Consider the following 13,927-nt stretch of genomic DNA (forward strand, 5'->3'; position numbering starts at 1 on the left):
GCGCAAGCTTTCCCGTCCCACCCGCACGGCCCCTCTGCTGTTTTCTGAAACCGATGTCACGTCGGGGCATCCCATAACGGAGCCGGACAATGAAAGTGGTAGCCCACAACGGTACGACCGGGGGGTGCGATCCGCTTGTTTACGTGGTTGTGAGGTGGGTTTTGCTAGTAAATCAGGTGTGTTCTCGTGTTCACCGCGTTCTTGTGGCGCTTGCAGCCGCGGGCGTCGTGCTGCTGTCTGCGGGTTGCCACCGCGAAGCGCCTCCGGCGGCAGCGGCGGCCATGCAGGCCATGCCGGTGCAGGTATCGCCGGTGCAGCCGACGAACGTGCCGGAATCCGATACGTACGTGGCGACGGTCAAGAGCCGCCGGTCCTCCACCATGCAGCCCCAGGTAGACGGCAACGTCACCAAGATCCTGGTCAAGAGCGGCGACCACGTCCGGCCCGGCCAGGTGCTCATGCAGATCGACCCGCTGAAGCAGGTTGCGGCCGTGCAGGCCCAGCAGGCAGCCGAGATCCAGACGCGCGCCCAGTTCCAGTACAACCAGAGCGACCTGCAGCGCCAGAAGCAGCTGTTTGAAGCGGGCGTGATCAGCCGCCAGGCCTACGACCAGGCTGTCCAGAACATGGGCACGTCGCAGGGCGCGTTCACCGCTTCGCAGGCGCAGACCTCGACCCAGCGCACCCTGCTCAGCTACTACCAGATTCGTGCACCATTTGCCGGTGTCGTGGGCGACATCCCCGTTCACATCGGCGATTACGTCTCGCCGACCACGCTGCTGACCACCGTGGACCAGGTGACCGACCTGGAGGCTTACATCTACCTGCCCACCGACCGCGCTGCGGATGCGAAGACCGGGTTGCCGGTCGAGCTGCTGAACGAAGATGGCAAGAAGCTGGCCTCCTCCAGCATCTACTTCGTCTCGCCCGAGGTCGATAACGGCCTTCAAGGCATCCTGGCCAAGGCGCCGGTGCCTGCGAACAGCAACCTGCGCAACGGCCAGATCCTGAATGCTCGGGTCACCTGGCAAACCCGCAACGCCCCCGTCGTGCCGGTGCTTGCGGTCACGCGCATCGGCGGCCTGCCGTTCGTCTTCGTCGCGCAGCCGTCAGGCAACGGGTTCATCGCGCACCAGAAGAACGTGCAGCTCGGCGAGCCGGTCGGCAACAACTACCCCGTTCTGGGTGGCCTCTCGCAGGGAGACAAGGTCATCGTCTCCGGTCTGCAGATGCTGCAGGAAGGCATGCCGGTGAAGCCGCTCGGATAGCGGCTTTCCTCCACGCACGGTCCACCCTCTGATCTGTGCCGCCATGGCACACCCCTTGTACTGCCGCCGCTAAGAGAGTTTCCGCATGGTTGAGTTTTTCATCCGACGTCCCATCTTCGCCACGGTCTGCGCTCTGCTGATCATCCTGGCTGGCGCGGTGTCGGTGCCGTCCATTCCGATTTCGCTGTATCCGCAGCTCGCACCGCCGCAGGTGGTCGTCGCCTGTAACTACGTTGGCGCCAACTCTTCTACCGTCGAATCGGCCGTCACCATTCCGTTGGAAACCGCGATCAACGGCGTCGAAGGCATGCGGTACATGAGTTCCACTAGCTCCAACGACGGCACCAGCACCATCACCATCACCTTCCAGACCGGCTACGACCTGTCCATCGCCGCCGTCGACGTGCAGAACCGCGTCGCCACGGCACAGGGCCGCCTGCCTGCCACGGTCAACAACACCGGCATCAGCATCACCAAGGCCAACAGCAACTTCGTTCTTGCCGCCGGCTTCTTCTCGCCGGATAAGAGCCTGTCGCAGGCCTTCATCAGTAACTACCTGGACGTCTACGTCTCGGACGCACTGAAGCGCGTTCCCGGCGTGGGCGCGGTCGTCATCTTCGGCGAGCGCAAGTACGCAATGCGCATCTGGCTTGACCCGTCGCAGTTGGCTGCCCGTGGTCTGACCGCGCTGGACGTGCAGAACGCACTGCAGGAACAGAACGTGGAAGTTGCGGCCGGTCAGCTTGGCCAGCCTCCCAGCGTCAAGGGCCAGCAATACGCGATGGCTGTCCGCGTTGTGGGCCGTCTTACGGACCCGCGTGAGTTCGACAACATCATCCTGAAGAACGCGACGGGAACCGGCGGCACGGTGAACAGCAATGGCACGGCAAACAGCGGCCTGGTGCTGCTGCGTGACGTGGGCCACGCTGAAGTCGGCGCCGAAAATTACAACACCGATCTTCAATTCAACTTCGGCAACCAGGGTGGCGAGGCCATCGGTCTCGGCATTCAGCAGCTCTCCAATGCCAACGCACTCGATGTGGAACGGCAGTGCCTGGCTGTGCTCGCCGAGCTGCAAAAGCAGTTCCCGCCGGGCATGAAGGGCGTCGTCGCCGTCGACACCACGACCGTCGTTTCCGACTCGATCAAGGAAGTGCGCTCGACCATCATCGAGGCGATCATCATCGTCATCCTGGTGATCTTCCTCTTCCTGCAGGACTGGCGATCCACGGTCATCCCGTCGATCACTATCCCGGTTTCGCTCATCGGAACGTTCGCCTTCATCAAGGTCTTCGGCTTCTCCATCAATTCGCTTACGCTCTTCGGCATCACGCTGGCCACCGGGTTGGTGGTCGACGACGCCATCGTCGTGATTGAAAACGTGCAGCGCCACCTGGAAGAGGGCGTCGCCGACTCTCGCAAGGCGACCAGCATTGCCATGTCCGAGGTGACCTCTGCCGTGATCGCGACCTCGCTGGTGCTCATCAGCGTGTTTGTGCCGGTCAGCTTCTTTCCGGGCACCACGGGCATTTTGTACAAGCAGTTCTCTCTGACGATCGCCTTCTCCATCGCGATCTCCGCGTTCAACGCGCTTACACTCACGCCAGCGTTGTCGGCCATCCTGCTGCACCGGGACAAGCAGCTTCTGCCGAACATCCTCAAGCCGATCAGCTTCGTCCTGCAGAAGCCGGTGGGCTGGTTTGAAACCGGTCTGCAGCGCGTGATTAAGGCATATGCGCGCATCGTGACCTTTGTGGTCGCTCACCGCTACGTTCTGCTGCTGCTCTTCGTCGTGCTTCTGGGCGCAACGGTCTTCATCTACAACGCCGTGCCAACGGCCTTCGTTCCGCAGGAAGACCAGGGTTACTTCCTTGTGATCGTGCAGACGCCCCCGGGCGCATCGCTGGACTACACGCGTGACGTCGCGGCAAAGGGCGCGGCCCTCATTCGGCAAGACGACGACGTGTTCGGCACCTTCTCCGTCATGGGCTTCTCGCTGGCCGGTGGATCGTCTCCGAACTCGGGCATCATCTTCGCTCCGCTAAAGCCGGTGGATGAGCGTACGAAGAAGGGTGCCGGCCACGATGCCGCCTCCATCGTCGGCCGCATCCGTCCCCAGCTCTTCGGTGTTCCCGGCGGTGTCCTGTTCGCCACGGAGCCGCCCGCCATCCAGGGCATCGGCACCGTCGGCGGCTTCCAGTTCATCCTGCAGGACCAGGGCCGCAACACCTTCGCCGACATCGATCGTGTCGCTCACCTCGCCGTGGCCCGCTCGACTGCGCCCACCTCCGGCCTGGTCGGTCTGAATACGCAGTTCACCGCAAACGACCCACAGCTCTTCGTCACCATCGATCGTGAAAAGGCGAAGGCCATGAGTGTTCCGCTGTCGCAGATCACCACTGCGATGGGCGTCTACATGGGGTCCGCGTACATCAACGACTTCGACTTCAACAACCGGTCATACCGCGTCTACATCCAGGCCGATCAACAGTTCCGCCGCAACGCATCCGACCTGCGCCAGTTCTACGTAAAGAGCGACGCCGGCCAGATGATTCCGTTGGACAACCTGGTGGCGTTGAAGGAAACCAGCGGTCCGCAGGTCATCAACCACTACAACATCTTCCGCTCGGCGGAAATCGACGGTTCACCGGCTCCGGGCCAGTCCTCCGGTCAGGGTCTGGACAACATGGTCAAGCTGTTCAACCAGGTCAAGATGCCGGGCATGATGTACTCGTGGACCGGCCTGGCGCTGGAAGAAACGGAATCGGCCGGCAAGACGGCGATTATCTTCGGCCTGGGCATCCTAGTGGTCTACCTCACGCTGGCTGCGCAGTACGAGAGCTTCGCCCTGCCGTTCATCATTCTGCTCGCCGTGCCGACCGCCATCCTGGGTGCACTCGGCCTGGTGTCTCTGCGCGGCCTTACGGACGACGTGTACGTGCAGATCGGCATGGTCATGCTAATCGGCCTGTCGGCAAAGAACTCGATTCTGATCGTCGAGTTCGCTGAGGAGATCCGCCACAAGGGTGCCAGCGTCATCGACGCCGCGATCCAGGCCTCGGAACTCCGGCTGCGCCCGATCTTGATGACGAGCTTCGCTTTCATCCTCGGCGTGCTGCCGCTCTACTTCGCCACCGGTGCGGGTTCGAACGGCCGGCACTCGGTGGGAACGGCGGTCGTCGGCGGCATGCTTGCCTCCACGCTGCTCAACCTGTTCTTCATCCCGGTGCTGTACGTCATCCTCAGCAGCCTGCTGGAGCGGTTCCGTCGCAAGCCGGGCAAACCGCACTCGGGCGAGCCAGCCGTGGGCGAGACCGTTCCGCTGCTTGATCCCAGCCACGAACTGCCTCCGCCGCACGAGGCGTAAGGAACGCGCAATCCGCAACACAAGAGCCTCCACCTTTGGGTGGAGGCTCTTCTACATCGCTCAGAGCTATCCCTACGACCTAACCCGCAGGTACGATCTGGGCTGGTCTTCATGCGCCGCCTTTCTCCACATTTGAGTGTTGCGATCCTAGCGATCCTGGTCGCCCTGGCCGCCGTGTTTGTGCTGGCTCGGCCCCAGCGCGCCAGTGCCGGCAGCGACGCCGAGGCGGCCGCGGAAGCGCGGCACGTGTACAACGAGAAGATTGCGGCCAAGTACAACTTCCACTACGGCAAGCAGAGCCCCTTTCTTCCGTCGAACATGACCACCGACACCGGCGAGTTCATCGATCCCAAGAACTTCCCAACCGCGAACTATTGCGGGCACTGCCACCAGGAAGCGCACCAGCAATGGCGCGAGTCGGCTCACTCCAATTCAAACCGCCCGCCGTGGTACCTGAAGAATGTCGCCCTGCTGAACGACGATAAAGACAAGGGCATCGCGTTCTCACGCCATTGTGAAGGCTGCCACGATCCCATTGCTGTAGCGGCGGGTGCGCTGACCGAAGGCTCCGCCAAGAAGCGGCCCTACGACCAGGACGGCATCACCTGCAGCGTCTGCCACTCGATCCAAAAGGTCGACACGCGCGGCACCGGCTCCTATGTGCTGGGAGTGCCTGCGGTCCTCGTCGACGAAAACGGCAAGCCGATCACGCGTCCCGTGCAGGACGCGGAAATCTTGGCACACCTCGATCGCCACTCCGCCGCCGTCATGAAGCCCTTCTACCGGACCAGCGAATACTGCTCCAGCTGCCACAAGGCCGCACTGCCGCAGACGCTGAACGGCTACAAGTGGCAGCGCGCCATCTCGCTCTACGATGAGTGGCAGAACAGCTCCTTCGCCAAGGAATCGCCGCTGCCGTTCTATACCAAGGACTCGGTCAGCACCTGCCAGACCTGCCACATGCAGCGCGAGGCGCTCACCGGCACCGACCCAGGCGCGAAGCACGGTCAGCTTGCCTCTCACCGCTGGCTCGGCGCAAACACGATCATCCCGCAGTACTACAAGTTCGATGAGCAGTCGAAGCGCATTGCAGAGTTCCTGAAGAACAGCGTCTTCAACGTCGACGTCTTCGGCATCGAGCGCGGCTCCGCCAATCCGGAGAAGCCGAACGCGAACCTGACCGCACCGCTTGGCAATGTCAGCTTCGGCCTTCGCGCGGGCGAGCCCGTCGTCGTCGACGTAGTCATCCAGAACAAGGGCATCGCGCACTCGCACGTGCCCGAGCAGCGCGATATGTACGAGTCGTGGACTGCATTCACGGTCAAAGACTCGACAGGCAAAGTGATCTTCGAGAGCGGCGGTCTGCAGCCCAACGGAGAACTGGAGCCGAGCGCGCACAGCTTCACCAATCGGCTCGTCAACGTGCATGGCACGCTCAACGAGCGCCACGAAGTCTGGAACAACCGCATCGTTGCGTACAACAATTCCATCCAGAGCGGCCGCTCCCAGGTGGTGCGGTACGGCTTCACAATCCCGCAGAACGCAACGGGCGACCTCACCATCACCGCGACCGTGAAGTACCGCCGCTTCATGCAGCACTTCATCGACTTCGCGCTGAAGCCGCACTACGAGCAGCCCATCGTGGACATGGTCAGCACCACTCGCACGCTGCACCTGGGGGACAACCATGCCACGCCCGACCTGCCCGGCCAGAACAAGGAGTGGATGCGCTGGAACAACTACGGCATCGCCTTGCTGGACGCGCAGCAATACGCCGCATCCGTAGACGCCTTCGCACGCGTTGCAAAGCTGCGTCCCGACTACGCGGACGCCTACACCAATCAGGCTATCGTCGAGATCGCCTGGGAACGCTACGACGACGCCCGCCCGAACCTCGCCAAGGCGCTTAGCCTGTCTCCCAACAATGCTCGCGCTCTGTATTACCGCGCGCTGGTCGAGCGCAATGGAGGCGAACTCGACGCAGCGGTCGCCGATCTGCAGCAGGTGGCAAAGCAGTTCCCGCGATCGCGCGACGCGCACCGCGAGCTTGGCTTCAGCTACTACCAGCAGCACAAGTATCCTGACGCGCGCACGGAGTACGAAGCCGTGCAGTCCATCGATCCGGACGACCTGGCCGCGCATTACATCCTGTCGATTCTTTACCGCCGCCTCGGCATGAAGCCCGAAGCCGCTCGCGAAGCTGCCGCTTTCGCCGACCAGAAGGACGATCCCACGGCAAATACCTACGCGCTCGAGTACCTTCGCACGCACCCTGAGGTGGCAAACGAGTCCGTGGCCTGGCACGTGGATGCGCTGCAGCCGGTCACGGCCAAGCCGTAGATCTGCATGCGCCACCCACCTGCCCGGTCCTCTTCCGAGCGCAGCCGTCGCGCTGCTACTCTGAACACCACTTCTATGCGGCTTGCACCAGTTCTTCTCTGCGCCACTCTTTGCGCATTCGTAGTTGCCCCACCTCTACACGCCGCGGATAAGGAAAGCCGCGCCGCCGGCGAGGCTACCTACCACTCCGCCGGCTGCGAGCGTTGCCACGGTGCAGACTGGAGCGGCACCGACCGTGGGCCCGACCTGCGCGGCATCGGCAAGCGCCTCAAGCGCGATGAAATCGACCGCCAGATTCGCGCGGGCGGTGGCGGCATGCCCGCCTTTGGTGACGTGCTCACCGACCCGCAAATCGTTCAGCTTGTCGATTTCCTTGAGGCGCAGAAGAAGGCGCCCAAGCAGAGCAAACAGACCGCACCCGCGCCACCGCCGGACAAGCCCAAGCCGGCCGATCCTGAATAGCCAGACCGCTTCCTGAGCCGACCCGACATGCCGTTTACCCTGACCAGACTTCTTCTCGCAACGTGCCTGCTGAGCGGCACGGCACTCGCGCAAACGCCACAAAGCGGCAAGCCCGTTGAGGGCTCGCAGCCAGCCGCTTCTAGTGGTTCCTCCACCGGCGGAGCGCACACGCCCGTGCTCGATGCGCAGCGCCGTCCGATCACGGCGGGCGGCTTCGTCAAGACCGGTCCGGTCATCTTTCAGGACATCGCGGAAAAGGCTGGCCTCGCCAGCTTCCATCACAAAGTCGGCACGGCAGAGAAGAGCTACATCATCGAGACGCTCGGCTCCGGCGTGGCGCTGCTGGACTACGACAACGATGGGTGGCTCGACATCTACCTGGTCAACGGCAGCACCTATGAGGCGCAGAAGGGAACTGCCGCGCCGCCGCACGCTGCCCTGTTCCACAACAACCACGACGGCACGTTTACCGACGTGACGGAGAAGGCCGGCGTCGCCAACGAGCGCTGGGGGATCGGCGCTGTCAGCGCGGACTATGACAACGACGGCTGGCCCGACATCTTCGTTTCGAATTACGGCAAGAGCCGCCTGTACCACAACAACCACGACGGCACCTTTACCGATGTCGCGCAGAAGGCGGGCGTCACCTTCGACGGCTGGGCCACCGGTGCTACCTGGGGCGACTACGACGGCGACGGCAAGCTCGACCTGTTTGTGCCCGGCTACGTGCACTTCGAGATGCCCGAATCGAAGAACCCCGGCAAGCCTGCCGAGGCGAACCTCGCCTTCTGCTCCTTCCGCGGCGTGGCAACCATGTGCGGTCCACACGGTCTGAAGGGCGAGTCCGACAAGCTCTTCCACAACAACGGCGACGGCACCTTTACCGACGCCTCCGAGAAGGCCGGCGTCGCCGACAAGCGCGCCTACTACGGTCTGGCCTCACTCTTCATCGACGTGAACGGCGACGGCAAACCAGACCTGCTCGTCGCAAACGACTCTACGCCCAACTACCTGTACCTGAACAAGGGTGACGGCACCTTTGAAGATGCCAGCTACGCCAGCGGTTACGCCTTGAACGAAGGTGGCCGCGAGACCGCCAGCATGGGCATCGCCGCTGGCGACTATCTGCACAACGGCCGCATCGACCTGTACAACACCACCTTTTCCGACGACTATAAGCCGCTGTATCACAACGACGGCGACGGCAACTTCACTGACGTCTCGTTCCAGATGGGCATCGCCGAGCCGACGGTGCCATTTCTCGGCTGGGGCACGGCCTTCTTCGACTACGACAACGACGGCTGGCTCGACCTGTTCACTGGCAATGGCCACGTCTATCCCCAGGTTGATCGCAACAACTGGGGCACCAGCTTCAAGCAGCGCGTTCTGCTGATCCACAACAACAAGGGCAAGCTTGAGTTCGTTCCGCCGGTGGAGGGCACCGGCCTGGCCAAGCTGCAGGCGGCGCGTGGCCTAGCGTTCGGCGACCTGTTCAACAACGGCCGTGTCGATGTCGTCACCAACAACCTCGATGACACACCGTCGCTCTTCCAGAACGTCACCGACACCAAGCATCACTGGATCGAACTGAAGCTGCAGGGCACGGGCAAGTCCAATCGCGACGCCGTGGGCGCCAGCGTGCTTCTAACCGCGAACGGCTTCACGCAGCGCGGCGATGTGATCGCGGGCGGCTCCTTCGCATCCTCCCCGGACAAGCGCGTGCACTTTGGCCTGGGCGATGCAACGGCGATCGACAAATGCGAGATTCAGTGGCCCGACGGTACGAAGGAAACGATCAAGCTGGAAGCCGTCGACAAGATCGTCACCGTTGTCGAGGGGCAGGGCGCCGCTCACTAGTCGTATGCCGATCGCGCAACTCATCGTGGAACTCGGCATCGAGCACGCGCAGTCCTTGAAGGACCGTCGTCAGGTAGTCCGCTCGCTGAAAGACAAGCTTCGCCACGGCTTCAACATCTCCGTTGCCGAGCTGGACGAGGCGCTCGTCTGGAACCGCGCCACGATCGGCGTCGCCGCCATCCACGGCTCGCGCGACTACCTGCTTGGCCAGATGCAGGAAGTCGAAAAAGCCGCCGAGCGCATTGTTCTTGCGCTGGGCGGCTCTATCCTCGACAGCCAGGTGGACGTAATCGACTAGTGGTGGTTCAGCTTCAGGTCGTCCTTGTTCGGCGCATCGCCCTTGGTCTCGCTCCGCATCAGCCCACCGAAGTTCTTCATGTCGGCCAGCGTTACATTGCCCTTCAGGTGGACCAGGCTGATCTCCTTCGGCTCGGCAGAGATGATGACCATCTCCTTGGTCACGCCTTCGTTGTCCTGCCGGATGCAGATGTCGGTCATCTCCCGGTTTTCGCGCGTGCGTACCAGGTGCTTCCACCCGCTCTCATCCAGTCGCTTGAAGATGGGCTTCAGGTCGTCGATGTTGTATTCGTTCTCGTGCGCAAACTCGTAGTTGCGCACCACAATGTAGTCCAGCTTCTGCGCCAGGTCGCCTTTTTCGCCGCCCTTGCGCGCGGCCAGGCCCAGCATGCTCTTGTCCAGGTTCACCTCGTTCGAGCTCTTTGCCTTCGCGCCCAGTTTGTCGATGGCGTCAAACAGGTGATCGTCCGCCTGCGTGCCGTCTTCGGCGCTGTCCGCAGGAGCGGAGGCAGGTTGAAGAGTGACGATCCGTTTGCCGGCGTCTTCGGTTGTCGACGACGCATACGCCGGGCGCGCCACCAGTGTTCCGCCCAGTACTGCTACCGCTGCCAGGCTTGCCATCCACTCCATCCGCTTCATTACCGGCCTCCTCCATTTGCTTCCAGGGCGCGTTGGACTGCGCCGAATTCTGTTGTCTGCAGTTTGGCGCTCACCTGGTCCAGGGCATGGTTCGTCACCTGGATCGCCGTGTCGAACTGCGCAGCGGCTGCATCGGCTTTGCGCTGTTCCGCGCGGGCATGTTCCACGTGCAGCGCGCCGGCGCTGATCGCAAGCATTGCGGCCGCGGCGTAGGCGAGCCGCCAGGCCGGTTGAGTCATCCGCACCAACACACCCCGGCCTCCGCCCTGCTTCGCTCGTTGCGCCCGCGTCTCGGGCAGGGCCTCCACGCGCGCCATAAGCCGCTCGGTGAAGCCATTCGGGGCGTCCACTCGGCGCAGAGCGGCCCGCACCTGTTGCTCGGCCAAGATATCCATTGCCGGGTCGTTTTTCGTCACGTCCATGTTTTTGTGATCAGGCACGAACAAACTCCTTCAGCAGAACTTCACTTTTTCGTCGCAGCAGGGCCATTCCCCGCTGCAGATTGCTCTTCACCGCCGGCACCGTATCGCCCGTTACACGGGCGATCTCGTCTGGCGACAGATCCTCCTGGTACCGCAGCACCACGGCAGCGCGCTGCGACTCCGGCAGCGTCAGCAGGGCCCGCTCCAGTTGCGCGCTGAGCGAAACAGAGCCTTCCTTCCCCCGTCCCACACCGCTGCCACCTAATACCGCGCGGTCGAAACTCTCTTCCCACTCCTCGGCTGCCGCCTCCGGTCGCAATTTTCGCCGCCGAATAGCGTCGGTCGCGCGGTGGGAGGCGGTCCGGCGAAGCCAGAAGGTGACGTGCGCCTCGCTCTCCAGCCGATCCAACCAGCGATACAATTCCAGAAACACGTCCTGAGCTACCTCCTCGGCGATGCCGTAGTCGCCCAGCATCCGGTATGCGATGGAGAACACCATGGATTTGTGCCGGTCTACCAGGACGCGAAACGTTTCCGTACTGCGATCTGCCGGCTTGCCGTCTCCGACCATTTCAGGCCTTCCTTCGCATTTGCGCTAACCACCTATACGCAGGTCCGGTCTGACTGGCATCTACTATTTTTGAGAAACAGGTAAACACCGCGTCGAACCTCCCGCCCGGTTTTCCTATTCTCCAGAACCAACAGGGTCTCCGTATGCCGCAGCAACGTGGAAGAGAACATCACAGGAACCGCGTTGCCGAAACGTTGCGGGAGGAGCTTGCAGTCATCATTGAAGGCGAGCTATCCGATCCCCGTGTCGGCTCCGTCCATGTAACAGAAGTCGTCTTGGCTCCGGGCGGCAAGAGTGGCCAGGTGTACGTGTCGGTGCTGGGCGACGAACAGCAGGAAGAGCAGACCCTGGATGGCCTGCTTGCCGCTCGCGGCTACATCCGGGCCGAACTGCTGGAGCGCATGGGCGTGCGGCGCATCCCAGACCTTACGTTCCACATCGACCGGTCCGAAAAGATTGGTGAGCGCATGGACACGCTTCTGCATCGCATCAAAAAGCGTTCCCGCAAAGCGGAGACTGCGACCGCGCCGTGACTTCCGCCACCGCCTCCATACCCGAGCTTCCGCTGCCGATCGTCGCCCTACCTGTCGGGTGCTATGGCGCCTCTGCCGACCTGTCGACCATGGCAGCGGCAATTCTTGGCTTCCAGACATTTGTTGTTACCTCGCACGCCCGTCCGGATGGCGACGCGGTCGGCTCGGCGCTTGCCTGCGCGGAAATGCTGCGCTACCTCGGCAAACAGTGCGACGTCGTCTTTGCCGACCCCATTCCGCAGGTCTATCTCACCCTGCCCGGGGTGGAGAACATCATCCACGCCGGGCGTGTCGATCCCGATCGCTACGACTGCGCGATCGTCCTGGAGTGCGACAGCACCGCCCGCACCGGCCTGCGTGATCTTCAGCTGCTTCCGCTGCTCAATATCGACCACCACATCACGGGCTGTAATTTCGGCGCACTCAACTGGATCGATGACGCCGCGGCTGCGGTCGCCTGCCTCGTGTACCAACTGGCGCGCTTCCTGCAGGTGCCGGTGACACCGGCCATGGCTACCTGCCTGTATACGGCCCTGTTTACCGACACCGGCGCGTTCACCTACCCCGGCACGGCTCATGGAGCATTCCCCGTCGCACAGGAGCTGATCGCCTGCGGTGCCGATGCCGATCGCATCGCCCGCGACGTGCTGTACTCCGTTTCCACCGCACACATCCGCCTCCTTGGCACCGCCCTGTCCCGCATGCAGGTGCACGGGGCGACCGCGTGGAGCTACATCACTCTGCGCGATCTGGCAGCGTTCGACGCGACCGACGAAGACAGCGAAGGCACGGTGGACTACCTGATCAGCATCGCCGGCGTAGACGCGGCTCTATTTCTGCGCGAAGTGCCGCACGACTCCGGGCCGCAACGCTTCCGCGCGTCTCTGCGCTCCAAGAGCGACCTCGACGTCTCCTCGGTTGCACTCGAATATGGCGGCGGCGGCCACCAGCGGGCTGCCGGATGCTCGATAGAAGGATCCTTGGAGAACGTCTCATCCGCCTTGCTGCAGGGCCTGCAGCAGCGGCGCGGCGCGCTGGGCTGACTTCCAGGAACGCGTTCCAACAGCTTTTGCGCAAAGGCGCATCCAACTCCGACAGGGCGGCAAACTATGCCGACGTGGAGTTGTGAGCTTGGCGGAACCTACACCACCATCTTCCGGTCCCGGAACGCACGCCAGCCATGAGCGCTTGCATTCTTTGGAGCAAGCCGTCTGGACGCATGTTTCGCATAACCCGATTTCGTCCATGTGGAACCTGCAGGGCGTTTCCGTCAAGGAAGTCGCGAAGCGCACCTGGCAGGGAATCGATGAGGACAACCTCTTCGGGCGCGCTTCACAGTTGGCCTACTCGTTCTTCTCCGCGATCTTCCCGGCCCTGATCGCCATGAGCTCGATCATGGGGCTGATCGCGAAGTCTTCCGGCCATCTTTACGTCCTGCTCCTGCACAAAATCGGAGCTCTGATTCCGCCCTCCGCGTTTCAGCTTGTGTTGCAGACGTTCCAGTCGACGACCAGCGCCAGTACCGGTTCCAAGGTTCTCGTCGGCGTCGTGGTGGCCCTGTTTTCCGCCAGCACAGGGGTAGCCGCCGTTCAGGACACGCTCAACACGGTCTACCGGGTGAAGGAGACACGTCCCTTCTGGAAGTCGCGTCTTGAGGCTGCGGGCCTCACTGTCCTTGTCGCTGCGATCGTGATCTTCGCGACCCTGACCCTGTTCTCCGGCGATCTGGCAGCAAACTGGCTGGATCACCGCTTCATCGGCAGCTTTGCCCTCGCCATCGTGGTGCGTATTACCGCCTGGTCTCTCGCTTCGCTGCTGATGGTGCTTTCCTTCGAGGTGATGTACTACTACTGCCCCGACGTAAAGAACAAACGTTGGCGCTGGTTCACGCCCGGCGGCCTGGTCGGTCTGCTGGGGTGGGTCATTGGATCGCTCGCCCTGCGCATCTACCTGCACTGGTTCGGCAACTACTCCGCAACCTATGGCACGCTCGGTGCGGTCATCATCCTGCTGCTGTGGTTCTATGTGACCGGAGTGATGATTCTGCTGGGCGGTGAAGTCAACTCTGAAATCGAGCACGCCGTGGCCGAACGCATCGTGTTGCAGGGTGCGCCCGTGGAAGCTGCAGCAAGCAAATAGGGCCTCGCTCGTTTTTCCCGAGTTGAAAAGAA

At 62.6% G+C, this 13,927-nt stretch carries 12 protein-coding genes; 9 read left to right on the forward strand and 3 right to left on the reverse strand.

What is annotated here, in order from left to right:
• The first annotated feature begins 176 nt into the window (after positions 1-176).
• The 6 genes from OHL12_RS15480 (at position 177) to OHL12_RS15505 (ending at position 9,592) form a co-directional block, all read left to right on the forward strand.
• Complete coding sequence (locus tag OHL12_RS15480) at positions 177-1,268, forward strand: efflux RND transporter periplasmic adaptor subunit (RefSeq protein ID WP_263414717.1); 1,092 nt, start codon at positions 177-179, stop codon at positions 1,266-1,268.
• 85 nt (positions 1,269-1,353) lie between these two features.
• Positions 1,354-4,635, forward strand: a complete 3,282-nt coding sequence (locus tag OHL12_RS15485) for an efflux RND transporter permease subunit (protein WP_263414718.1) — start codon at positions 1,354-1,356, stop codon at positions 4,633-4,635.
• 111 nt (positions 4,636-4,746) lie between these two features.
• Entirely contained in the window at positions 4,747-6,975 is a 2,229-nt protein-coding gene (locus OHL12_RS15490; RefSeq protein ID WP_263414719.1) for a tetratricopeptide repeat protein, read from the forward strand.
• 75 nt (positions 6,976-7,050) lie between these two features.
• The gene (locus OHL12_RS15495) at positions 7,051-7,437 is read left to right on the forward strand and encodes a c-type cytochrome (RefSeq protein ID WP_263414720.1); all 387 of its coding nucleotides are present in this window, start codon (positions 7,051-7,053) and stop codon (positions 7,435-7,437) included.
• A gap of 27 nt (positions 7,438-7,464) precedes the next feature.
• A complete protein-coding gene (locus OHL12_RS15500) occupies positions 7,465-9,294 on the forward strand; it encodes a CRTAC1 family protein (RefSeq protein ID WP_263414721.1) in 1,830 nt (609 codons plus the stop codon).
• Between the two features lie 4 nt (positions 9,295-9,298).
• Entirely contained in the window at positions 9,299-9,592 is a 294-nt protein-coding gene (locus OHL12_RS15505) for a DUF503 domain-containing protein (RefSeq protein WP_263414722.1), read from the forward strand.
• Here the strand turns inward: OHL12_RS15505 and OHL12_RS15510 are convergent.
• The 3 genes from OHL12_RS15510 to OHL12_RS15520 are packed head-to-tail and all read right to left on the reverse strand — an operon-like array spanning position 9,589 to position 11,223.
• On the reverse strand, positions 9,589-10,230 hold the full coding sequence (locus OHL12_RS15510; RefSeq protein WP_263414723.1) for a DUF4252 domain-containing protein: 642 nt from the start codon (positions 10,228-10,230) through the stop codon (positions 9,589-9,591). The two genes, OHL12_RS15505 and OHL12_RS15510, sit on opposite strands and share 4 nt — an antisense overlap.
• A complete protein-coding gene (locus OHL12_RS15515; protein ID WP_263414724.1) occupies positions 10,230-10,670 on the reverse strand; it encodes a hypothetical protein in 441 nt (146 codons plus the stop codon). The genes OHL12_RS15510 and OHL12_RS15515 overlap by 1 nt, the downstream gene beginning before the upstream one ends.
• Positions 10,663-11,223, reverse strand: a complete 561-nt coding sequence (locus tag OHL12_RS15520; protein ID WP_263414725.1) for an RNA polymerase sigma factor — start codon at positions 11,221-11,223, stop codon at positions 10,663-10,665. Before OHL12_RS15520 ends, OHL12_RS15515 begins: the two co-directional genes overlap by 8 nt.
• A gap of 143 nt (positions 11,224-11,366) precedes the next feature.
• Here OHL12_RS15520 and rbfA point away from each other — a divergent pair, with 143 nt between their 5' ends.
• From rbfA to OHL12_RS15535, 3 genes are all read left to right on the forward strand, one after another.
• On the forward strand, positions 11,367-11,756 hold the full coding sequence (gene rbfA, locus OHL12_RS15525; RefSeq protein ID WP_263414726.1) for a 30S ribosome-binding factor RbfA: 390 nt from the start codon (positions 11,367-11,369) through the stop codon (positions 11,754-11,756).
• Positions 11,753-12,799 (forward strand): DHH family phosphoesterase, encoded by a 1,047-nt coding sequence (locus tag OHL12_RS15530; RefSeq protein ID WP_263414727.1) that lies wholly within the window; start codon positions 11,753-11,755, stop codon positions 12,797-12,799. Before rbfA ends, OHL12_RS15530 begins: the two co-directional genes overlap by 4 nt.
• Positions 12,800-12,944: 145 nt before the next feature.
• Entirely contained in the window at positions 12,945-13,895 is a 951-nt protein-coding gene (locus OHL12_RS15535) for a YihY/virulence factor BrkB family protein (protein WP_263414728.1), read from the forward strand.
• Positions 13,896-13,927: the final 32 nt, after the last annotated feature.

It is taken from the genome of Terriglobus aquaticus (assembly GCF_025685415.1).
In the GTDB taxonomy this organism is placed as follows: domain Bacteria; phylum Acidobacteriota; class Terriglobia; order Terriglobales; family Acidobacteriaceae; genus Terriglobus; species Terriglobus aquaticus.

Excerpts from the sequence above, each read along its gene's own strand:
- OHL12_RS15485 (WP_263414718.1), top strand. The coding sequence starts at position 1,354 with ATGGTTGAGTTTTTCATCCGACGTCCCATCTTCGCCACGGTCTGCGCT.
- OHL12_RS15490 (WP_263414719.1), top strand. The coding sequence starts at position 4,747 with ATGCGCCGCCTTTCTCCACATTTGAGTGTTGCGATCCTAGCGATCCTG.
- OHL12_RS15495 (WP_263414720.1), top strand. The coding sequence starts at position 7,051 with ATGCGGCTTGCACCAGTTCTTCTCTGCGCCACTCTTTGCGCATTCGTA.
- OHL12_RS15500 (WP_263414721.1), top strand. The coding sequence starts at position 7,465 with ATGCCGTTTACCCTGACCAGACTTCTTCTCGCAACGTGCCTGCTGAGC.
- OHL12_RS15505 (WP_263414722.1), top strand. The coding sequence starts at position 9,299 with ATGCCGATCGCGCAACTCATCGTGGAACTCGGCATCGAGCACGCGCAG.
- OHL12_RS15510 (WP_263414723.1), bottom strand. The coding sequence starts at position 10,230 with ATGAAGCGGATGGAGTGGATGGCAAGCCTGGCAGCGGTAGCAGTACTG.
- OHL12_RS15520 (WP_263414725.1), bottom strand. The coding sequence starts at position 11,223 with ATGGTCGGAGACGGCAAGCCGGCAGATCGCAGTACGGAAACGTTTCGC.
- rbfA (WP_263414726.1), top strand. The coding sequence starts at position 11,367 with ATGCCGCAGCAACGTGGAAGAGAACATCACAGGAACCGCGTTGCCGAA.